Annotated in this window: 17 protein-coding genes; 8 read left to right on the top strand and 9 right to left on the bottom strand. The window is 72.5% G+C overall.

The annotated features are described in order from the left end of the window. Positions 1-103: 103 nt before the first annotated feature. From MB828_RS12985 to MB828_RS12960, 6 genes are all read left to right on the top strand, one after another. On the top strand, positions 104-568 hold the full coding sequence (locus MB828_RS12985) for an NUDIX hydrolase (protein ID WP_301648265.1): 465 nt from the start codon (positions 104-106) through the stop codon (positions 566-568). Between the two features lie 244 nt (positions 569-812). Then, positions 813-2,591, top strand: coding sequence for a TIGR03767 family metallophosphoesterase (locus MB828_RS12980; RefSeq protein ID WP_301648264.1), 1,779 nt, complete (start codon positions 813-815; stop codon positions 2,589-2,591). 100 nt (positions 2,592-2,691) lie between these two features. After that, on the top strand, positions 2,692-3,828 hold the full coding sequence (locus MB828_RS12975) for a serine hydrolase domain-containing protein (RefSeq protein ID WP_301648263.1): 1,137 nt from the start codon (positions 2,692-2,694) through the stop codon (positions 3,826-3,828). 119 nt (positions 3,829-3,947) lie between these two features. Next, the gene (locus MB828_RS12970; protein WP_046733811.1) at positions 3,948-4,370 is read left to right on the top strand and encodes a YciI family protein; all 423 of its coding nucleotides are present in this window, start codon (positions 3,948-3,950) and stop codon (positions 4,368-4,370) included. Continuing rightward, entirely contained in the window at positions 4,363-5,511 is a 1,149-nt protein-coding gene (locus MB828_RS12965) for an RNA polymerase sigma factor (RefSeq protein ID WP_301648262.1), read from the top strand. Before MB828_RS12970 ends, MB828_RS12965 begins: the two co-directional genes overlap by 8 nt. A 311-nt stretch (positions 5,512-5,822) precedes the next feature. Beyond that, positions 5,823-7,025 carry a glycosyltransferase gene (locus tag MB828_RS12960; RefSeq protein WP_133022343.1) on the top strand — a complete coding sequence of 401 codons (1,203 nt, stop codon included), beginning with the start codon at positions 5,823-5,825 and terminating at the stop codon, positions 7,023-7,025. A 35-nt stretch (positions 7,026-7,060) separates the two neighbouring features. On the opposite strand, the gene MB828_RS12955 is transcribed toward MB828_RS12960, so the two are convergent. Beyond that, positions 7,061-7,597: a GNAT family N-acetyltransferase gene (locus MB828_RS12955; RefSeq protein ID WP_301648261.1), complete on the bottom strand. Its 537-nt coding sequence runs from the start codon at positions 7,595-7,597 to the stop codon at positions 7,061-7,063. Between the two features lie 217 nt (positions 7,598-7,814). Between MB828_RS12955 and MB828_RS12950 the strand changes: the two genes are divergently transcribed. Continuing rightward, positions 7,815-9,272, top strand: coding sequence for a DMT family transporter (locus tag MB828_RS12950; protein ID WP_301648260.1), 1,458 nt, complete (start codon positions 7,815-7,817; stop codon positions 9,270-9,272). 412 nt (positions 9,273-9,684) lie between these two features. Here MB828_RS12950 and MB828_RS12945 read toward each other — a convergent pair whose 3' ends face one another. Further along, entirely contained in the window at positions 9,685-10,722 is a 1,038-nt protein-coding gene (locus MB828_RS12945) for a hypothetical protein (RefSeq protein ID WP_301648259.1), read from the bottom strand. A gap of 220 nt (positions 10,723-10,942) precedes the next feature. Then, positions 10,943-13,528 carry an aminopeptidase N gene (gene pepN / locus MB828_RS12940; protein ID WP_301648258.1) on the bottom strand — a complete coding sequence of 862 codons (2,586 nt, stop codon included), beginning with the start codon at positions 13,526-13,528 and terminating at the stop codon, positions 10,943-10,945. Between the two features lie 149 nt (positions 13,529-13,677). Here pepN and MB828_RS12935 point away from each other — a divergent pair, with 149 nt between their 5' ends. Continuing rightward, positions 13,678-14,343, top strand: a complete 666-nt coding sequence (locus tag MB828_RS12935; RefSeq protein ID WP_301648257.1) for a DsbA family protein — start codon at positions 13,678-13,680, stop codon at positions 14,341-14,343. A 30-nt stretch (positions 14,344-14,373) separates the two neighbouring features. On the opposite strand, the gene MB828_RS12930 is transcribed toward MB828_RS12935, so the two are convergent. The 6 genes from MB828_RS12930 to MB828_RS12905 all read right to left on the bottom strand — a co-directional run bounded on the left by MB828_RS12930 (position 14,374) and on the right by MB828_RS12905 (position 20,803). After that, positions 14,374-15,792, bottom strand: a complete 1,419-nt coding sequence (locus MB828_RS12930; RefSeq protein ID WP_301648256.1) for an amino acid permease — start codon at positions 15,790-15,792, stop codon at positions 14,374-14,376. 113 nt (positions 15,793-15,905) lie between these two features. Further along, on the bottom strand, positions 15,906-16,799 hold the full coding sequence (locus tag MB828_RS12925; protein ID WP_133021902.1) for a TauD/TfdA dioxygenase family protein: 894 nt from the start codon (positions 16,797-16,799) through the stop codon (positions 15,906-15,908). Positions 16,800-16,810: 11 nt separating this feature from the next. After that, the gene (locus MB828_RS12920) at positions 16,811-18,148 is read right to left on the bottom strand and encodes an LLM class flavin-dependent oxidoreductase (RefSeq protein ID WP_301648255.1); all 1,338 of its coding nucleotides are present in this window, start codon (positions 18,146-18,148) and stop codon (positions 16,811-16,813) included. Then, positions 18,145-18,858: an ABC transporter ATP-binding protein gene (locus MB828_RS12915; protein WP_301648254.1), complete on the bottom strand. Its 714-nt coding sequence runs from the start codon at positions 18,856-18,858 to the stop codon at positions 18,145-18,147. Before MB828_RS12915 ends, MB828_RS12920 begins: the two co-directional genes overlap by 4 nt. Continuing rightward, positions 18,834-19,739 (bottom strand): ABC transporter permease, encoded by a 906-nt coding sequence (locus MB828_RS12910; protein ID WP_301648253.1) that lies wholly within the window; start codon positions 19,737-19,739, stop codon positions 18,834-18,836. The genes MB828_RS12915 and MB828_RS12910 overlap by 25 nt, the downstream gene beginning before the upstream one ends. Then, positions 19,736-20,803, bottom strand: a complete 1,068-nt coding sequence (locus MB828_RS12905; RefSeq protein WP_301648252.1) for an ABC transporter substrate-binding protein — start codon at positions 20,801-20,803, stop codon at positions 19,736-19,738. Before MB828_RS12905 ends, MB828_RS12910 begins: the two co-directional genes overlap by 4 nt. Positions 20,804-20,944 lie beyond the last annotated feature (141 nt).

The following is a 20,944-nucleotide window of genomic DNA, read 5'->3' as shown; positions in this document are numbered from 1 at the left end:
AGCCCCCGGCCCGCCCCCCAGCCCCCGGCCCGCCCGTCGCCCGGCGGCCCGTGCGGCGGGAAACCCGGTGGCCGTCGTCCGGGCGGGGGCCTAACGTGCCGCTGTGCGCGAGAAGCTGAGGGTGGCGGCCTACGCCGTGTGCGTCCGTGACGGACAGATCCTGCTCGCCCGGTCACCCGCCCCCGACGGCACGCCCGAATGGGTGCTGCCCGGCGGTGGCATGGACCACGGCGAGGACCCCTACGACACCGTCCGCCGCGAACTCATGGAGGAGACCGGCTACCGCATCGAGGTGACCGGCCTGCTCGGCATCGACTCCTTCCGGCAGCGCTTCGTCCGCGGCACCCTGCTGTCCCGCACCACCGACCACCACGGCGTGCGGATCGTCTACAGCGGCGAGATCGTCGGCGGCGAACTGCGCCACGAGGTCGGCGGTTCCACCGACATGGCCGCCTGGCACGGCCTGGACGCGGTGGCGGACCTGAGGCGCGTCCGGCTGGTCGACGTCGCCCTGCGGCTGTGGCGGGAGAAGCCGGCCGCCGGGCGGTTCGCACAGGAGCAGTCGTAAGGTCCAAGGACCCTCCCCTACCCGCGCAGATGAACGCGGAGTAGCCGGACTCCGGCCGTCCGCAATCCGGTCCATGACCGGTCCCCACCTCCCCTGATCCACGTACGGTGATCGGCGCTGCGCGTTGCCGCCGCGTTCACGCGCAGGTCATCCCCGGTGCCAACGATCCAGAGTGAGCGGGAAGTTCGCGGAAGCGATCGCCCGCGACCACTGCCGACGCGTTCGTACTCGGGGAGATCGCGCCATGTCGCGCATACGCTCTGTCGCCACCTCCGCGGCCCACAAGGGCCGCGAGGCACTGGAGATCAACCGCCGTACCGTGCTCACCGCCGCCGGAGCCGTCTCGCTCTCCGCGGGCGTCGGCTTCGCCCTGCGCCCCACCGACAGCGAGGCCAGTCCCGCCGTCGCCGCGGAGCCGCAGCCGGTCGCCGAGGGCCGCAAGGCCGCCGCGGCGCCCCTCGCGCCGTACACCAAGGGCACCACGCTCGCCTCCGTCGCCGCGCCCCGCAACAGCTCCGGGTACCGGCGGCTCGGCGACGGCGCCGGCTGGCAGCGCGTGCTGCGCTCCGACCTGGCCGCCGCCAAGTCCGGCCGGGCCGGCCGCCGTACCGCACTGGCCGCGTTCGTGCAGTTCACCGACCTGCACCTGATGGACGTGCAGCACCCGCTGCGCCTGGAGTACCTGCGCGCCCACGACCCGCACGCCTGGCGTCCGCACGAGGCGCTCACCGTGCCCGGCGCGATCTCGCTCGTGGAGCGGGTCAACGCGCTGCGCGGCGCCCCGGTCACCGGCTCCCCGCTGCACTTCGTGATGACGACCGGCGACAACACCGACAACAACGCCCACTCCGAGCTGGAGTGGTTCATGAAGGTGATGAGCGGCGGCCGGATGACCCCGAACACGGGGGACCCCGCGCACTACGAGGGCGTGCAGAACAGCGGCCTGAAACTGTACTGGCAGGCCGACTCCGCCGTCCGAGACGGCGACAAGGCGCTCGGTTTCCCGCACCTCGCGGGGTTCCTCGCCGCCGCGACCCGCGAGGTCCGGAGCCCCGGCCTCAACCTGCCCTGGTACTCGACCGTCGGCAACCACGACGCCCTGCCGCTCGGCTGCTTCGGCTCGGGCGCCGACCCGTACCTCGCCGAGGCGGCCATCGGCGGCAAGAAGCTGATGACGGTGACCGACGCCGAGGCGAAGAGACTCCAGGACTCCATCCGCACCGCCCAGGATCCCCGGGGCAGCGGCTACCGCGACTTCCTGAAGGCGCACGCCCGGTCGGCGCGTTCGGTCACGCCGGACGAGAAGCGCGCCCCGTACACGGCGTCCGACTACCTGAAGGCCCATCTGGACCCGGCTCACCAGGGTCTCGGCCCGGTCGGGCACGGCTACTCGTCCGCGAACCTCGCGGCGGGCACCCAGTACTACGCCTTCCGCATCTCCGACGACGTCATCGGCATCAGCCTGGACACGACGGACGCGGGCGGCCACTACGACGGATCGATCGGAACGGTCCAACTGGCCTGGCTGGAGAGGACCCTGAGGGAGAACAAGGACTCCTACGCGGTCGTCTTCAGCCACCACACCAGCCAGACGATGACCAACACCCGCCCCGACCCGGCCCATCCGGGCGACCGCCGCCACTCGGGCACCGAGCTGGTCACCCTGCTCAACCGCCACGCCAACGTACTGGCCTGGGTGAACGGCCACATCCACCGCAACCTGATCACCCCGCACAAGGCGTCGAACGGCAACTCCTTCTGGGAGGTCACCACCGCCTCGCACGTCGACCACCCGCAACTCGCCCGTGTCGTCGAGCTGGTGGACAACAAGGACGGCACGGTCTCGCTGTTCACCACGCTGATCGAGTCGGCGGCCCCGCACCGCACCGACTTCGCCGACCTCTCCCAGACCGGCCTCGCCGCCCTCTACCGCGAACTGGCCTTCAACGCCCCCGGTTCCAGCAGGGCCCTGGGTGGCGACGCGAGGGACCGGAACACGGAACTCGTCCTCAAGAAGGGCTGAAACCCGCTCAACCGGCCACGCCGGCGCAACCCCGCCGAGCAGCGCGCGGTCCCCTTCCCCGACCGAGTTCGACGACTCCGTTGACTCCGCTGGGGGAGACATGCACGTACGTACGACGCTGGTCGGCGCCACCGCCCTGGTCCTGTCGGCAGCGCTGGCGGCACCGGCCTTCGCGGCACCGCCCGGCACCGGGCACCCGGCCACCCGCGAGGCCGTCGAGGCCGCGGTCCGGGGCGGTGTGCCCGGCGCGACGGTCACGGCCCGGGACGCCCACGGCACCTGGTCGGCCACGGCGGGGGTGGGCGACCTGGCGACCGGCGCCCCGCGGTCACCGGCCGACCGCTACCGGGTCGGCAGCATCACCAAGACCTTCGTGGCCACGGTCCTCCTCCAGCTGGAGGAGGAGGGCCGGCTGTCCCTGGACGACACCGTGGCGAAGTGGCTGCCGGGCGTGGTGACCGGCAACGGCAACGACGGCCGCCGGATCACCGTCCGGCAGCTCCTCAACCACACCAGCGGCATCTTCAACTACACGAACGACGAGGACTTCGGCCGCGCGTACTTCCTCAAGGACGGCTTCTTCCGGCACCGCTACGACACGCTGACACCGGCCGGGCTGGTGGCGATCGCGATGAAGCACGAACCGGCCTTCGCACCCGGCACCGGCTGGGGCTACTCCAACACCAACTACGTCCTGGCGGGCATGGTGATCAAGGCGGTGACCGGCCGCTCCTACGCCGCGGAGATCACGAGGCGGGTGATCGGACCCCTCCGTCTCACCGGCACCTCCGTCCCCGGCACCCGCACCACCCTCCCGCGCCCCAGCAGCCGCGCCTACTCCAAGCTGGCCGAGACGGCGGCCGGCCCGACCTACGACGTGACCGAGCTCAACCCGTCCCTGGCCTCCTCCGCGGGCGAGATGATCTCCACGTCCGCCGACCTGACCCGCTTCTACGAGGCCCTGCTGCGCGGCCGTCTGCTGCCGCCGCACCAGTTGAAGGAGATGAAGACCACCGTCCCGATCCCCGGCGCCCCCAACGCCGCCTACGGCCTCGGACTGGCCGACGTCACCCTCCCGTGCGGCGTCCACGTCTGGGGTCACGACGGCGGCATCCACGGCTCCTCCTCCAACGCGGCCACCACCGCGGACGGCCGGCACGCCCTGGCCGTGAACTACAACGCCGACTGGACCGGCGACACGGACGCGGTGGTCGAGGCCGAGTTCTGCGGCGGCTGACCCACCGGCCCGCACACCTCCGGAAGGAAATCCGTCGGCGATGTCGAGAACCCGCGCCCGGCTCCGTCCCAGGGGTGAAGGCGGCCACAATGGGCCGTGCCGGCACCGAGGAGAACATCATGGCCAAGTACCTGCTGCTGAAGCACTACCGGGGCGCCCCGGCCGCGGTCAACGACGTGCCCATGGACCGGTGGACCCCCGAGGAGATCTCGGCCCACGTGCAGTACATGAACGACTTCGCCGCCCGGCTGGAGAAGAGCGGCGAGTTCGTCGACGGCCAGGCGCTGGCCCCGGAGGGGCAGTGGGTCCGGTACGACGGCGAGGGACGGCCGCCGGTCACCGACGGCCCGTTCGCCGAGACCAAGGACCTCATCGCCGGCTGGATGATCATCGACGTCGACAGCCACGAGCGCGCCGTCGAACTCGCCGGGGAACTGTCCGCGGCCCCCGGAGCGGGCGGCAGGCCGATCCACGAGTGGCTGGAGGTACGCCCCTTCCTGACCGCGCCGCCCACCGTCCCGGAGTGCCTCGCCCATGGATGAGGCCCTGCTCAGGAGCCTCACGCCCGGCGTGCTCACCGTCCTCGTCCGCCGCGGAGCCGACTTCGCGGCGGCCGAGGACGCCGTGCAGGACGCCCTGGTCGAGGCGATCCGGGTCTGGCCGGCGGATCCACCGCGGGACCCGAAGGGCTGGCTGGTCACCGTGGCCTGGCGGCGGTACCTCGACGCGACCCGCGCCGACACCGCCCGCCGCCGGCGCGAGGACCGGGTGGACGAGGAGCCGCCGCCCGGCCCGGTCCCCGCCTCCGACGACACCCTCCAGCTCTACTTCCTGTGCGCGCACCCCTCCCTCACGCCCTCCGCCGCGGTCGCCCTCACCCTGCGGGCCGTCGGCGGCCTCACCACCCGGCAGATCGCCCGCGCCTACCTGGTGCCCGAGGCGACCATGGCCCAGCGCATCAGCCGGGCCAAGCGCACCGTCTCCGGCGTCCGTCTCGACCGGCCCGGCGACGTCGGAACCGTGCTGCGCGTGCTCTACCTGGTCTTCAACGAGGGCTACTCCGGCGACGTCGACCTCGCCGCCGAGGCCGTCCGGCTCACCCGGCAGCTCGCCGCCCGGGTCGACCACCCCGAGGTGGCCGGGCTGCTCGCCCTCATGCTCCTCCACCACGCCCGGCGCGCCGCCCGGACCGCACCCGACGGCAGCCTGGTACCCCTCGCCGAGCAGGACCGCGGCCGCTGGGACACCCGCCTGATCGCCGAGGGCGTCGGCATCCTCCAGCCGGCCCTGGCCCGCGACCGCCTGGGCGAGTTCCAGGCGCAGGCCGCGATCGCCGCCCTGCACGCGGACGCGCCCACCGCCGAGGAGACCGACTGGGTGCAGATCGTCGAGTGGTACGACGAGCTCGCCCGGCTGACCGACAGCCCGGTGGTCCGGCTCAACCGGGCCGTGGCCGTCGGCGAGGCCGACGGACCGGGGGCCGGGCTCGCGGCCCTCGCCGAACTGGACGAGTCGCTGCCCCGGCACACCGCGGTCGCCGCCCATCTGCACGAACGCGCCGGTGACCGCGAGAAGGCCGCCCGCCTGTACGCCGAGGCGGCCCGCAAGGCGACCGATCTCGCCGAACGCGACCACCTGACCCGCCGGGCCGCCCGCCTCAACGCCCACCGCGGGGGCCGCTGACACCGTCGTACGTTCCGGTGCGGCACTTGCCGATTCTTTGCCGACGGAGGTGTCGGTCCCCGGCCCGCCACCGGCTCCGCGCAGGTCCGTAAAACCGCAGGTCAGACGGGTGGCGGTGGACGTCCGGGAGGGGTGCTCGCGGTAGCGGTCCCGGCACTCGCCGTGTAAACGAACCGGACTCCGGTACGAGACGTCCCGTTCATCCGGATGAAACATCCGTACCGCCTCATATCGGCTAACCCGCGGTTCCCGGGGATGGCTCGATCTGGTGCAAGGCTGGTGGTCGTGTGAGCGCTCGGCTCGGACTTCGTGTGCTCTCGGTCTACGAGGGATTTTTCTCCGGGGGAGCCCGGATCGTGCACAGCGATGTGCTGCTGGGCCTGGTAGAGGGCGGACAGCAGTGGCATCGCGTGCTGAGTCTGCACGGTGAGGTCCACCGGGAAGCCACCACACAGCGGATGGAGGATGACGCCTGCTACCGCGGCCTCACCGCCGGCGGCATCGACGTGACCTCCCTCGGCCGTACCGCCGGGCTCGTGGACGGCACGGTCGCGGCGTCGGTTTTCAGCGGGCCGGAGCTGGCCGATACCGCGCGGGCCATGGCCGGCGCGGACGTCATCCTGTCGCTGAAGGAGCAGCCGCTGGCGCTCCTCAACCAGGGCGGGCTGCCGCGCCGCCCGGTCGTCGTCTGCCTGCACCGGTCCGACCCGGAGAACCAGGGCCCGGCGCTGGACGAGCTCAGGACCGCCATCGCCGACGGCAAGGTCGTGGCCTGCGTCTGCTGTGCGGAGTCCACGCGGGACGCGTACGAGGCCGCCGGGATCCCCGGTGAGCTGCTGCACGTGATCCCGAACGGGGTGGACCTGCTGCGCTTCCGGCCGGACGCGGCGCTGCGGCTCGCCTTCCGCGAGTCCCTCGGGATCCCCGCGGGCGCCCCGGTCGTCGTGTTCGCCGCCCGCTACGCCGGGATGAAGAACGTCCCGCTGTTCCTGCGGGCGGCGCGGGCGTGGCTGGCCCGTGAGGGCGGCGGGCACGTCGTCATGTGCGGGGCGGGGATGACCGACGACAACCCCGCGCTCTGGGCCGACATGGAGATCGCCTTCGGCGCCGACCGGGCCGCCCTCGGCGACCGCGTCCACCTGCTGGGCGTACGGCACGACATGGAGGCCGTCTACGCCGGTTCCGACGTCGTCGCCCTCACCTCTGTCTCCGGCGAGGCGGCGCCGCTGTGCCTGATCGAGGGCATGATGTGCGGAGCCGTACCGGTGACGACGGACGTCGGTGACAGCGCGTCGATCGTCGAGGGGCACGGCTTCGTGACGCCGTTCGACCCCGACGCGATCGCCTTCGCCTGGACGGCCGCGGTGGCCGGCCGGGAGGCCTTCGCGCCGGCGCTGGCCGCGAGCCGCGAGCGGTTCAGCCGCACCAGGATGATCGCCGCGTACGCGGACCTGCTCGACCGGGTCGCCGGCGACGTACGCGACGAACTGCGCCCGGGCGTCACCGGGCAGTAGCTCCGCACCGGCCGGCCCCCGCGGGCGGGGGCCGGTCAGCCGGGCAGCGGGTCGTCGCGCAGGACGCCGTACACGACGCCGTCCCGCCACCGCCCGTCCCGGAACACGTTGCCGCGCAGCACACCCTCCCGGGTGAAGCCCGCCTTCTCCAGGGCGCGCTGCTCGGCGATGTTCTCCAGGTCGGTCTCCGCCTGGACGCGCCGCACCGGCGTGTGTGCGAACAGGTAGCGCACCAGGAGGAGTTGGGCGCGCGTGCCGATCCCCCGGCCGCGGGCCTCCGGGGCCAGCGCGATGCCCATGCCCCAGTGGTACGCCATGGGGCCCGCCGTCAGCCTGTGCCAGGACACGAACCCGTACGGGCCGTCGGACGCGGGGCCGGCGTCGACGACCAGCTGACCGCCGTCCGGTCCGAGCAGGCCGTTCTCCGCGAAGCGGCGCCGGAAGCGGCCGAGGTCCCGCCAGCCGAACCACTGGAAGCCGCTCGCCGCCTCGGGGTCGAGGAGGAACCGCTCCAGCAGGGGGAGGTCGTCCTCACGGGCCGGGCGCAGTGTCACGAAGCCGTCGTCGCTCATCCCGGTCACCCTAGACCGCCTTCCGCGCCCCCCGAGCGCCGGTCATGATACAGGCTGCTGTATCCCGGTTCGGGGTGTCTGCGGCAATGATCCACAGACCCGGCGCCGGTGTGCTGACATCGCATCAGTTCCCGCGAGAGGAAAGCCGTGCCTACCCGCACGGCGCTCTCGCGTGGGCTTCAGCACCCGCCGTCCCACCCGAGGTTCATCCACCACCATGCGCACGAAACTGGACGCGGTCTCCGGTGCCGCCGTCCTGGTCACCGTCCTCGCCTTCTCGGCCACCGCCCCGCTCACCGCCTATGCCGCGGCGCCCGCGTTCGCGCTGGCGTTCGGCCGCAACGCCCTCGGTCTGCTCACCCTGGGCCCCGCCTTCCTGCTGGCGCGCCGCCGTGAGGTGCGCCGGGTGTGGTGCGGGGAGCGCGGCCTGGTCCGCCGGGAGCAGCGCCGGGCCGTCCTGTTCGGGCTGGCCGCGGGCACCGCGCTGGCCGCCCACTTCGCCACCTTCATGACCGGCGCCCAGCTGACCAGCGTCGCGATGGCGACCGGGCTGGTGGCCACCCAGCCGGTGTGGCAGGCCCTCATCGCCACCGCGCAGGGCCGGCGCCCCTCCCGGGCCGCGTGGGCAGGGCTGGCGATCTCGGTCGCCGGTGCCATGGCTGCGAGCGGCGCCGACCTCGACGGCGGCGCCGACGCGGTGACCGGCGACGTCCTCGCCCTCCTCGGCGCCGTCGCGCTGGCCGGCTACACCGCGCTGAGCGAGGAGGCCCGCCCCGACGTCAGCACGCCGATGTACTCGGTGCTGTGCTTCTCGGTGTGCACCGTGGAGATGCTGCTGCTGTGCCTGGTCACCGGTACCGCGCCGGTCACCTTCACCGCGCGGGCCTGGTTCGCGCTGCTGGGGCTGCTCCTGCTGCCGCAGCTCCTGGGCCTCTTCTCGCTGAACTTCGCCCTCGGGCGGGCCCCGGCCACCGCGGTCAGCGTCCTGCTCCTGCTGGAGGCGCCGGTGGCCGCGCTGGTCGCCTGGCTCTGGCTGGGGCAGCTGCCGACGGGGGCCGCCTGGCCCGGCCTCTTCATGATCATGCTGGGGGTGGCCGTCGTGGTGGTCGGGGACGCGCGGCGCGCACCCGCCGTGACGGACCCGCCGGGTCCCGACCGGGCCGGCCGGCACCCGGTGCTGCGACACCCGATACTGGCGACGGCTCCCGCCGACGACGTCTACGACGGCATCTGGCGCGACGCCCGGCTGGGCCGGCTCGCCGAGGCGGAGCACGGCATCCGGCACCTGGAGAACCACGCCGTCCGGTCGCACGGCGCCAAGTCCGCCGAGGCGACCCACTGGATCGAGGTACGCGCCCACGTCGCCCACCTCACCGGCGACGGCCGCCTCGCCGTGCGCCTGTGGCTGAGCGCGGCCCGCTTCCACGCCGATCCGCCCCGGCCGGACGGCGCCCGGACCCGGCTGTGCCTGGAGCGCGCCTTCACCGAGTGGCGGAGCCTGCCCGACGGCACCGCGACGAACGAACTGGCCCCGGCGTTACGGCAGATGTACGCGAGCCAGCCGAACGACCCACCCGGCGGCCGCCGGTGGTCCGGCGGCGTCCACGAGATCGACACCCACCTGGCCGCCCACGGCCTGTCTCCAACCCCCACCGGAGTGCCCCACCCCGACTGACCCACGTGCCCCAGCCCCGGCGCCCCGCCCCCAACGCGCCCCAGCCACAGGGCAGGACCGCCGGTCCCTCCGTGCACCGGGGCAGGGCCGCCGGACGCCGGGCAAGGCCGTGGATCCCTCCCGGAAGATCCCCCCTCGGAACCGACGGCCCCACCCGCCGTCCGGTCTCCCCCCCCGCCGGGCAAGGCCGTGGATCCCCCTCCGAACCCACGGCCCGACCCGGCACCCGGTCTCCCGACCCGGCGGCCGGTCTTCCGACCCGGCGGCCGGTCTTCCGACCCGGCCCTCCTGCGCTCCCGCCGGGGCCGCGGTGAGGCCGGCGCTCCGGGCGTTGCTGTCCGCGTCGCGGGGCAGGGTCGTCGGCTCCCCTCCGAACCGGCGTCCCCTGCCTGCCCGCCCGGACTCCCCCCGGCTACCGGGGCAGTACCACCACGTACGCCGCCGGGTCGCGGTCGTTCGCCGCCATCAGGGCCGTGCGGATCACCGCCGCCTGTTGTTCCGCCGACTCGCGGAGCTTGCGCGGGGTCATGTGGACGACCGTGATGCCGAGCCGTTCCAGGTGCTCGCGCTTGCGGGCGTACTCGGACCACAGGGCGTCGTCGTCCTGGCGCGGAGCGCGCATGTCCAGTTCGACGGCGACCGCGTGGTCGGGCCAGTAGGCGTCCACGCCACCGAGGTGCGGGCCGCCCGGCAGCCGCAGGTCGACGTTCCAGACCGGGTCCGGGAGGCCGTGCTCCTGGACCATCCGGTAGAGGCGGTCCTCGGCGATGGCCCGGCCCTCGGCGACGAGCGCGTCCACCGCGTCGACCACATGGGGCCGCGAGAGCAGCTTCGCCAGGTTCAGCTCCCGCACCACCGCCGCCGGTTCGCAGTGCCGGCCACGCACCGCCTCGGTCAGCAGCCGGCGTACCGACTCCGCGTCGGTGAGGTCCGCGACCGCGTCCGCGAGGGCCCGCGGCACCGGGGCGACCGGGAGGCCGGTCACCGGTTCGGGGGTCGGCGGCGCCGACGTGCGGAGCACACGGACGTAGGAGGTCGAGCGCAGCCGGCGCATCCGGGGGACCAGCACGTCGATGTGGTCCAGGGCGAGCAGCGGCGGGGTGGCGGAGAAGCCGTGCAGGGTGAGCGCCGCCAGGCCGGTGATCATCACGTCCGGGTAGACCGGACGGTGGGGGGAGTCGGCGCCCGGCTGGGCGGGGACGCCCGGGGCCGGCTCGCGCGCCGCGAACAGCAGGGCGCCGTGCAGGCGTTCCTCGCTGGTGGCCGGCCCGGGGTGGAGCATGACCACCCCTGGGAGCAGTTGTTGCCAGGGGCCGCCCGGCCGGCACTGCTCGGCGATCTCGGTGGCCGGCACGCCGTGGGAGCGGAGCTGGGCCGTCGTCAGCACCCGGCGGTGGACGTCGGAGAGGTGGCGGAGGGGGCGGGGGGAGAGCGGGGTGTTGTGGGTCATGGCCTCGGGATTCCCGGGCCGGGACCGGTCCTTAACCGGTGTTACACGTTCGTCGATGAATGCGGACAACACGGGACTAAAGGACGGGTGTTCGGGTGCCGAAAAGGCGCCGAAAACCCCTGGTCCGGATGGGTGGGGACCAGGGGTTACGGGCATGATTGACTGAATTGCGTAACGGTCACCCGGCGAGCGACCGTTGGCCAAAGATCCGCTCCGGAGGTCAGCTCCCGGAGGCCTCGCCGGCCCGTGCGTCGCACTCCTGTCCGCGCAGCGCCCGCGCCAGGTCGTCCCGGGCCTCCAGGACCAGCCGGCGCAGTGCCGGGGGCGCGTCCGCGTGCGCCGCCAGCCAGGCGTCCGTCGCCTCCAGCGTCTCCGGGCGGTCCTGGAGGGAGGGGTACAGGCCGCGCACCACGTCCATGCCGATCTGGATCGAACGGTTCTCCCAGACCCGGGCGATCGCCTCGAAGTACCTGTCGGCGTACGGCGCGAGCAGGTCCCGCCGGGACGGCTGGGCGAAGCCCGTGATCGTCGCCTCCACCAGCGCGTTGGACAGCGCCTCCGACTCCACGACCTGCGCCCAGGCCTGCGCCTTCACGGCCGCCGAGGGGCGGGCGGCCAGGCAGCGCACCTGGTGGCGCCGGCCGGACGCGGTGTCGTCCCGGGCCAGTTCGGCGGCGAGCACCGGCTCGTCGGCCGCGCCGTGCGCCGCGAGGGGTTCGAGGAACGCCCAGCGCAGCTCCTGGTCCACGTCCAGGCCCTCGATCACGGCCGTGCCGTCCAGCAGTTCCCGGAGCAGCCGCAGGTCGGCCCCGTCCGTCGCCGTCGACGCGAAGAAGCGTGCCCAGGCCAGCTGGTGCTCGCTGCCCGGGGCCGCCTGCCGCAGTTCCCGCAGGGCGCCCTCGGCGAGCCGCCGCCCGGCGGTCTCCCGCCACCCCGGCGCCACGTAGTGCACCAGCGCGGACTCCGCCCACGCCTGGAGCATCTGGAGCACGCCGATGTCCGACTCACGGCCCGCGAACCGCAGCACCAGGTCGACGAAGTCCCGCGCGGGCAGCAGCCCGTCCCGGGTCAGGTTCCACAGCGCCGACCAGCACAGGGCACGGGCCAGCGGGTCGGTGAGGGCGCCCAGCCGGTCCCGGAGGGTGGCCAGCGAGGTCTCGTCGAAGCGGATCTTGCAGTACGTCAGGTCGTCGTCGTTGACCAGCACCAGCTCCGGCGCCTCGGCGCCGGCCAGCTCGGCGATCACCGTACGCGGGCCGTCGACGTCCGCCTCGGCGCGCGCGTACCTGACCAGCGCGCCGTCCGTCACCCGGTACAGGCCGACCGCCACCCGGTGCGGGCGCAGCTCGGGATGGGACTCCGCGGCCTCCTGCACCACCGCCAGCTCCGCGATCCTGCCGTCCGCGTCCAGCAGGAACTGCGGGGTCAGCGAGTTCACCCCGGCCGTCTGCAGCCACTTGCCCGCCCAGGCGCCCATGTCCCGGCCGCTGGTCTCCTCCAGGACCGACAGCAGGTCGCCGAGCCGGGTGTTGCCGTACGCGTTGCGCTTGAAGTAGCGGCGGGCGCCCTCCAGGAACGCGTCCTGGCCGACGTACGCGACGAGCTGCTTCAGGACGCTCGCGCCCTTCGCGTACGTGATGCCGTCGAAGTTGAGCTTGGCGTCCTGGAGGTCGCGGATGTCGGCCGTGACCGGGTGGGTGGAGGGCAGCTGGTCGGCGCGGTACGCCCAGGCCTTGCGCCGGTTGGCGAAGGTGGTCCACGCGTTCTCGAAGCGGGTCGCGCCGACGTTCGCGAAGGTGCCCATGAAGTCCGCGAAGGACTCCTTCAGCCACAGGTCGTCCCACCACACCATGGTGACCAGGTCGCCGAACCACATGTGCGCCATCTCGTGCAGGATGACGTTGGCCCGCGCCTCGTACGACGCCTGCGTCACCTTGCCCCGGAAGATGTACTCCTCCCGGAAGGTCACCAGGCCCGGGTTCTCCATCGCGCCCAGGTTGTACTCGGGCACGAACGCCTGGTCGTACTTCCCGAACGGGTACGGGTAGTCGAAGTGGTCGTGGAAGAAGTCCAGGCCCTGCTTGGTGACCAGGAAGACGTCGTCGGTGTCGAAGTAGGGGGCGAGGCCCTTGCGGCACAGGGCGCCGAGCGGGATGTCGAGGACCGTGCCGTCGGGCAGGGTGCGCGTGTACGAGTCCGTCACGTAGTGGTACGGGCCCGCCACCACGCAGGTGATGTACGTCGAGATCGGCTTCGTCTCCGCGAACCGCCAGACGCCGTCCGCGAGTTCACCGGCGCCGTTGCTCCACACCGGCCACCCCTCGGGCGCCCGCACCTCGAAGCGGAACGGCGCCTTGAGGTCCGGCTGCTCGAAGCCCGCGAAGACCCGGCGGGAGTCGGCCGGCTCGTACTGCGTGTAGAGGTAGACCTCGCCGTCCTCGGGGTCGACGAAGCGGTGCAGGCCCTCGCCGGTACGGGAGTAGGCGCACTGCGCGTCCACCACCAGCTCGTTCTCCGCGGCCAGGTCCTCCAGGGCGATCCGGGTGCCGTCGAAGACCTCGCCCGGGTCGAGGTCCTTGCCGTTGAGCGTCACGGCGGTCACCGAGGGCGCGATCAGGTCGGCGAAGCTCGCCGCGCCCGGCTCGTTGCAGCGGAAGCGGATCGTGGTCACCGAGCGGAAGGTCCGGGGCTCGCCGCCGTCCTCGCCGACGGCCGACCGCACGTCCAGCGACACGTCGTACCCGTCGACGGACAGCAGGGCGGCCCGCTCCCGGGCCTCGTCGCGGGACAGATTCTCACCGGGCACGGGCGGTACTCCCTCGTCGTCGATACACACCGTTGTCGGTACGCCGGAACAGCACCGATCCTGCCATGCGCTCCTGACAGCGGGTAGCGGGAATGGGGTCGGCGGTGCCGGTGTTGCCGCTGGAAAAGGCCTGTATTCCGAGGAGAAGCATGTCCGAGACCGAGACCGGCTCCGGCAAGACCCCCGTCGACTTCTGGTTCGACCCGCTCTGCCCCTGGGCCTGGATGACCTCCCGGTGGGTCCTGGAGGTGGAGAAGGTCCGCGACATCGAGGTCCACTGGCACATCATGAGCCTGGCGGTGCTCAACGAGCCCAAGCTGGACGAGCTCCCCGAGGAGTACCGCGAGCTGCTGGAGACCAAGGCGTGGAAGCCGATCCGCGTGGTCACCGCGGCCTGGCAGAAGCACGGCTCGGACATCCTCGGCCCGCTGTACACCGCGCTCGGCACCCGCATCCACAACAACGGCGAGGGCCCGACCCTGGAGGCCATCGCGGGCGCCCTCGCGGACGTCGGCCTGCCCGCCGACCTGATCGACTACGCCGAGCAGGAGGACTTCGAGTTCGACGCCCAGCTGCGCGCCTCCCACAAGGAGGGCATCGACAAGGTCGGCCAGGACGTCGGCACCCCGGTCATCGCGGTCCCCGGCCCCGACGGTGAGCAGATCGCCTTCTTCGGCCCGGTCGTCACCCCCGCCCCCAAGGGCGAGGAGGCGGCCCGCCTGTGGGACGGCACCGTCGCCGTCGCCTCCGTCCCCGGCTTCTACGAGATCAAGCGCACCCGCACCAAGGGCCCCGACTTCAGCAACCTGGTCTGACGTCCCGGAACGCGGCGGAGCCCCCGCGAGTCACGTCCTCGCGGGGGCTCCCCCCGCACGGTCCGTGCGACGGCGCTGCCGCGCCCGGCCCACCGCCGCCAGGACGGCCGTCATCCCGCCGGTGTAGTACAGCTGCACGCGGGTGTCCGGCTCACGGGCCATCAGGACGAGGACCGCCGCCATGCCCGCCAGCGCCAGCCAGGTCAGGTACGGGAACGCCCACATGCGCACCACCAGCCTCTCGGGGGACTCCCGGACCAGCCGGCGGCGCAGCAGCAGCTGGGAGACGGCGATGAAGATCCAGACCACCAGGATCACCCCGCCGATCATGTTCAGCAGCCAGGGGAAGACGTCGTCGGGGCGCCAGTAGCTGAGCACCACGCACCCGAACCCGAAGAAGCAGGAGGTCAGGACGGCGGTCCGGGGCACACCGCCCGACACCCTCGCCAGCGCCCCGGGCCCGTGGCCCCGCCGCACCAGGGAGTGGGCGATGCGCGAGGAGCCGTAGACGTTGGCGTTCATCGCGGAGAGCAGCGCGACCAGCACGACCACGTTCATCACCTGGCCGGCGCCGGGGATGCCCAGGTGGTCCAGGGCGGCGACGTACGGGCCCTTCGCCACGACCTCCGGGGAGTCCCAGGGGACCAGGGTGACGACGACCGCCATCGAGCCGACGTAGAAGAGGGCGATGCGCCACATGGCGGTGCGGACCGCGCCGGCCACGCCCCGGACCGGGTCCTCGGACTCGGCGGCCGCGATGGTCACCGTCTCCAGGCCGCCGTACGCGAAGACCGAGGCCAGCAGGCCGATGACCAGGCCCTGGCCGCCGTGCGGGAGGAAGTCGGTGAGGTTCGAGGCGCCGGGGGAGTCCGTGCCGGGCAGCACACCGGCGACCGCCAGCACGCCGAGCACCAGGAAGAGGCCGATCGCGCCGACCTTCAGGGCCGCGAACCAGAACTCGAACTCGCCGAAGCTGCGCACCGCCGCCAGGTTCGTCGCGCAGAAGACCACCATGAACAGGGCCACCCAGGCCCACTCCGGAGTGCCCGGCAGCCAGCCCGTCACGATCTTCGCGGCACCGATGCCCTCCAGGCCCACCGCCGTGCACAGCAGCACCCAGAACGACCAGCCCGCCGTGAACCCCGCCCACGGCCCGATCGCCCGCTCGGCGTGCGCCGAGAAGGAACCCGACGAGGGGTACGCGGCCGACATCTCGCCCAGCATCCGCATCACCAGCATCACGAGGAGCCCGGAGACGGTGTAGGCGACGACCACGGACGGGCCCGCGGCGGCGATCGCCGACCCGGAGCCCACGAACAGGCCCGCGCCGATCACCCCGCCCAGGGCGATCATCGACAGATGGCGCTGCTTGAGGCCGTGGGAGCCCGGGACGGCGTCGTCGTCCCGGGTCGGGGGCGGTGCGGTGACCGGGGTGCTGCGGTGCGGCATGGGCGCGGCTCGTCCAATGCGTGAGGTGGGCAAAAACGCCCACAGTCTGGGCGGCCTCCCGCCCGCGAGGGGGAGGCCGCCCAGTATCCGGACCCGCTAGTGACCGCCCGTGCTCACGCCGCCACGGACGTGTAGTGCGAGGCGTCCCCCTCGATCGAGTAGCTCTCCTTGCCCTCGATGCCCACCGGGACGTCCCCGGCGAGAGTCACCCGGTGCAGCCGGCGCGGCAGGCCGTCGTAGTTGTCGATGGCGTAGTGCTGGGTGATCCGGTTGTCGAAGATGACCAGCTGGTTCGGCGACCAGCGGTGGCGCAGGATGTTCTCGGGACGGGTGACGTACGCCTGGAGCAGGTCGAGGACCCGGCGGGACTCGGACGGTGAAAGTCCGACCACGCGCTGCGCGAATCCGCCGATGTACAGGCCGCGTTCGCCGGTCAGCGGGTGGACGCGGACCACCGGGTGGACCGTGCGGTACTTGATCGACGTGAACTGGGCGCGCTGGGCGGCCTGCTGCTCGTCGATCTCCTCGTCGGGGACGGCGTAGTCGTAGTCGTTGGTGTGTTCTGCCCACAGGGTGTCGGCCAGCCGGCGCAGCGGCTCCGGCAGTTGCCGGTAGGCGGCGGCCGAACTGGCGATCAGGGTCTCGCCGCCGTACGGCGGGAGCGTGATCGAGCGCAGGGTGGTGGCCTGGGGCGGGTTGAGGACGAAGGTCACGTCGGTGTGCCAGTGGTTGGCGGCCCGGCCCCGCTCGCTGTCCACCGGCAGGACGTTCGGGACGCCGTCGATCGAGGAGACCGTCGGGTGCGCGGTGGTGACCTCGCCGAAGGTGCGGACGAACGCCTGGTGGCTGTCGTCGTCGAGGTTCACGTCGTCGAAGACGAGCGCCTTGTGCGTGTTCAGGGCCTCGCGGACGGCCGCGGCGGTCTCCGTGTCGAGGGGCCGGGAGATGTCGACGCCCGAGACCCGGGCGCCGATGTTCGCGGTGATCTTGGTGATCTCCAGGGACATGACGAATCCTTTCAGACGAGCGCGGGGCTGGTGGTGTGCTGGTTGGCGGGGCGCGGCAGGCCGTAGCGCTCCCGCAGGGTGCGGCGCGGGCCGTATGCGGTGCGCAGCAGGCCGCGCTCCCGCAGGACCGGCACGACGTGGTCGACGAAGGCGTCCAGACCGGAGGGCAGGACCGGCGGCATGATGTTGAAGCCGTCCGCGGCGCCCTGGGTGAACCAGGTCTCGATCGCGTCGGCGACCTGCTCGGGCGTCCCGGCGAAGGTGAGATGACCGCGGCCGCCGCCGAGCCGCCCGATCAGCTGCCGGACGGTGAGCCGCTCGCGCCGGGCCAGTTCGACGACCAGGGTGTAACGGCTCTTGGCGCCCTCGATGGCGTCCTCGGGCGGCAGCTCGGCGGGCAGCTGCCGGTCCAGCTCCAGGGTCCCGGCGGGCAGATGCAGCAGCCGCTCCAGGTTGGCCACCCCGTGCCGGTGCACGATGTGGTCCTCCAGGAGCTGTTCGAGGGCGCGCGCCTCGGCCTCCGTCGAGCCGATCACGGGGACGATGCCGGGCAGCACCTTGATGTGGTCGGGGTCGCGGCCGGCCGCGGCCGTACGCGCCTTGAGGTCGGCGTAGAAGGCACGGGCGTCCTCGATGGTCTGCTGCGCGGTGAACACCGCCTCCGCGTACCGGGCCGCGAACGCCCTGCCGTCCTCGCTTGAGCCGGCCTGCACGAGCAGCGGGTAACCCTGCGGGGAACGCGGCACGTTGAGAGCGCCCTCGACACTGAAGTACGGACCCTGGTGCCGGGGCGGATGGATCTTCGTGTCGTCACCCCAGACCCCGGACGCCTTGTCGGCGACGATCGCGTCGTCCTCCCAGCTGTCCCAGAGCTTCAGCGCCACGTCGAGGAACTCGGCGGCCCGCGCGTACCGTTCGGCGTGCGCAGGCTCCTCGGTGATGCCGAAGTTGCGGGCCGCCTCCGCGCCCGCCGTGGTCACGATGTTCCAGCCCGCCCGGCCGCCGCTGATGATGTCGAGGGAGGCGAACTTCCGGGCCAGGTTGTAGGGGGAGTTGTAGGACGTGGAGGCGGTGGCGATCAGCCCGATGTGCTCGGTGGCGGTCGCCAGCGCGGTGAGCAGGGTGAGTGGTTCCAGGGCCCCGGCGGGCCGCTGGGCGACGCTGCCCCACAGGTGCGGGCCGTCGGCGAGGAAGAGCGAGTCGAAGGTGCCGCGCTCGGCGGCCCGGGCCAGCCGCACGTAGTGCGCGAGGTCGACGTGCGCGTGGGGGTCGCTCTCCGGCAGCCGCCAGGAGGCCTCGTGGTGCCCGGTGTTCATGAGGAAGGCGTTGAGATGGAGCGTGCGGGTCATGCGGGGTCCTCCGTGACACCGAGGGCGGCGAGCAGTTGGGTGCGGTACTCGTCCCGGGAGTGGGTGTGGTCGATGGTCAGGTCCACGCCGACCCGGCCCTGTTCCAGGACCAGGACGCGGTCGGCCAGGACGATCGCCTCGTCGACGTCGTGGGTGACGAGCAGCACCGACGGGCGGTGCCGTTTCCACAGCTCCCGCAGCAGGTGGTGCATCTTGATCCGGGTGAGCGCGTCCAGCGCGCCGAACGGCTCGTCGGCGAGCAGCAGTTCGGGCTCCCGGACCAGGGAGCGGGCGAGTGCCGCGCGCTGCGCCTCACCGCCGGACAGCTCGCCCGGCCAGGCCCGTTCCCGTCCGCCGAGGCCGACCTCTTCGAGGGCGGCCCGTCCCCGGTCGTAGGCGTCCTTGCCGTCCAGCCCGAGGACCACGTTCTCCAGGACCCGGCGCCAGGGCAGCAGCCGGGAGTCCTGGAAGACCACCGACACCCGCTCCGGGGCGCTCAGTTCCCCGCTGCCGGCGACCCCCTGGTCGAGGCCGGCGACCGCCCGCAGCAGGGTGCTCTTGCCGGAGCCGCTGTGCCCCAGCAGGGCGGTGAACTGCCCGGCCGGCAGGTCCAGGTCGATCCCGTCGAGGACGGTCCGGCCGCCGAACGACCGGGTCAGACCCCGGAGCCGGACGGTGGGACGGGTCAGCTGCTCAGTGTGCGGCGCCATGACAGCACCCTCCGTTCGATGACGCGGACCACGGTGTCGGTGACGAGGCCGAAGACGCCGTAGATCAGCAGGCCGACGAGGATGATGTCGCTGCGCCCGTAGTTCTGGGCCTGGAACATCATGTAGCCGAGGCCGCTGGTGGCGTTGATCTGCTCCAGCACGACCAGGCCCAGCCAGGAGCCGGTGACGCCGAGCCGGAGTCCCACGAAGAATCCGGGCAGCGCGCCGGGGATCACGATCTGCCGGATGAACTGGAGCTTCGAGAGGTCCAGTACCTCGGCGAGTTCGACGTACCGGCTGTCGATGGCGGACAGCGCGGCGTGGGTGTTCAGGTAGACCGGGATGTAGACGACGATCGCGATGATGGCGACCTTGAAGGTCTCGCCGATGCCCAGCCAGAGGATGAACAGCGGGATCAGGCCGAGGGTGGGGATCGCCCGGTTGATCTGCACGGTCCCGTCGATCAGCGCCTCGCCGGTCCGGGTGAGCCCGGAGACCAGGGCCAGCAGCACCCCGGCGGTCAGTCCGATCGCGAAGCCGTACGCGGCCCGCTCCACCGAGGTCAGGATGTCGGTGCGCAGCGTCCCGCCGGTCCACAGGTGGACGGCGGTGTCCAGGACGGTCCACGGCGCCGGGATCGCGTTCGGGTCGAGCTGTCCGGCGGCGGAGGCGATCGCCCACGCGGCGAGGAACACCAGGGGTCCGGCGAGCCGGGCTGCGGGCAGGCGTTTGCCGGGGGAGAGCCGGCGGCGCGGGCGGACCCGGCGGGTCTTCTCGGCGACGGCGTCCGGCGCGGTGCCGGTGTCCGAGGCGGCCGAGGCGGCCGGGGTGGCCTGGGTGGCCGGGGTGGCCGAGGTGGTCGTGCTGGTCGCGGCGGTCATTTGCGGTACTCCTCCGGTACGGCCTTCGCGGCGATGCCCTCGAAGCGGTGGTCGAAGAGCGAGGTGACGTCGGTCTTCTTGACGAAGCCGCCCTCCGCCAGCAGGTCGGCGGTCTCCTGCTCCCACTTGACCGCCTCGTCCCAGCTCGGTGGGAACAGCGGCTTGTTGGCGAGCTTGGTGATGCCCTGGGCCTGGGCGAGGGTCAGGTTCTGGGTCTTGACGTAGAACTCCTCGTTCCAGACGTCCGGGTTCTCCCACTGCCAGACCAGACCCTTGGCCCACTCGGGGATGTACGCGGCGATCGCGGCCGCCTTCGCCCGGTCGTTGAGCACCGACTGCGGCGCCCACAGCAGGTTGAGCAGGTCGACGACGTCGGTCTTGATCGTGTGGGCACCCTTGGCGCCGTACTGCTGGAGGTACGCCGGCACCTGGGTGTTGGCCAGCGGGGCCACGTCCACCTGCCCGGACTGCAGGGCGGTGAGGAACTGGTTGCTGGTCAGCTGCACCAGCTTCACGTCGTCGTAGGAGAGCCCCGCCTTCTTCAGCGCCCGCAGGAGTACGACGCCCTGGGCCTGCCCCTGGGAGAACGCGAGCTTCTTGCCCTTGAATTCGGCGACCGAGTGGATGTCGCTGCCGGGCTTCGTGGCGAACAGGTAGTTCGGCTTACGCGTGATGTTGATCGCCACGATCTTCGCCGCGAAACCCTGGAACTGCGCCTGGATCGGCGGAATACCCGCGTTGTTCGCGAGGTCCAGGGACTTGGCGCGGAACGCGTTGATGACATCCGGGCCGGCCCCGATGTTCAGCCAGCTCGACACGGTGAAAGGCAGCTTGGGCAGCTTCGCCAGTTTGAACTGCAACTGCTGCTGGCCCAGATAGGAGGCGATCTTCAGACTGGTGCCGGACGGCACCTTGGCGGCCAGCGGTGCGGTGGACGCGCCCGCGGTGTCGGCTGCGGCACTGCCGCCCGCGCAGCCGCTCAGCCCGGCCACGGCCGCCGAGGCGCCGAGCAGTGAGGTGAGGAAGACCCGGCGGTCGATGCCGGAAGGGGAGGCAGAAGACATGGGAGTACTCCGGGAGGGGAAAGCGGCGGAAAATCAGCGGAGATGCGGCGGAGAGGCAGCATGAATTACCGGCGACGGTGGGCCGGAAACAGGGATCTCACGCGGGGAAACGCGCGCCTTGGGCGCGCCAAGACGTCAGCA

Source organism: Streptomyces arenae (assembly GCF_022343545.1).
GTDB classification, from domain to species: domain Bacteria; phylum Actinomycetota; class Actinomycetes; order Streptomycetales; family Streptomycetaceae; genus Streptomyces; species Streptomyces humi.
The sequence above is the reverse complement of the archived record's forward strand: the minus strand, read 5'-3'. Positions and strand labels throughout refer to the sequence as shown.

Excerpts from the sequence above, each read along its gene's own strand:
- MB828_RS12980 (WP_301648264.1), top strand. The coding sequence starts at position 813 with ATGTCGCGCATACGCTCTGTCGCCACCTCCGCGGCCCACAAGGGCCGC.
- MB828_RS12975 (WP_301648263.1), top strand. The coding sequence starts at position 2,692 with ATGCACGTACGTACGACGCTGGTCGGCGCCACCGCCCTGGTCCTGTCG.
- MB828_RS12970 (WP_046733811.1), top strand. The coding sequence starts at position 3,948 with ATGGCCAAGTACCTGCTGCTGAAGCACTACCGGGGCGCCCCGGCCGCG.
- MB828_RS12965 (WP_301648262.1), top strand. The coding sequence starts at position 4,363 with ATGGATGAGGCCCTGCTCAGGAGCCTCACGCCCGGCGTGCTCACCGTC.
- MB828_RS12955 (WP_301648261.1), bottom strand. The coding sequence starts at position 7,597 with ATGAGCGACGACGGCTTCGTGACACTGCGCCCGGCCCGTGAGGACGAC.
- MB828_RS12950 (WP_301648260.1), top strand. The coding sequence starts at position 7,815 with ATGCGCACGAAACTGGACGCGGTCTCCGGTGCCGCCGTCCTGGTCACC.
- MB828_RS12945 (WP_301648259.1), bottom strand. The coding sequence starts at position 10,722 with ATGACCCACAACACCCCGCTCTCCCCCCGCCCCCTCCGCCACCTCTCC.
- MB828_RS12935 (WP_301648257.1), top strand. The coding sequence starts at position 13,678 with ATGTCCGAGACCGAGACCGGCTCCGGCAAGACCCCCGTCGACTTCTGG.
- MB828_RS12930 (WP_301648256.1), bottom strand. The coding sequence starts at position 15,792 with ATGCCGCACCGCAGCACCCCGGTCACCGCACCGCCCCCGACCCGGGAC.
- MB828_RS12925 (WP_133021902.1), bottom strand. The coding sequence starts at position 16,799 with ATGTCCCTGGAGATCACCAAGATCACCGCGAACATCGGCGCCCGGGTC.
- MB828_RS12920 (WP_301648255.1), bottom strand. The coding sequence starts at position 18,148 with ATGACCCGCACGCTCCATCTCAACGCCTTCCTCATGAACACCGGGCAC.
- MB828_RS12915 (WP_301648254.1), bottom strand. The coding sequence starts at position 18,858 with ATGGCGCCGCACACTGAGCAGCTGACCCGTCCCACCGTCCGGCTCCGG.
- MB828_RS12910 (WP_301648253.1), bottom strand. The coding sequence starts at position 19,739 with ATGACCGCCGCGACCAGCACGACCACCTCGGCCACCCCGGCCACCCAG.
- MB828_RS12905 (WP_301648252.1), bottom strand. The coding sequence starts at position 20,803 with ATGTCTTCTGCCTCCCCTTCCGGCATCGACCGCCGGGTCTTCCTCACC.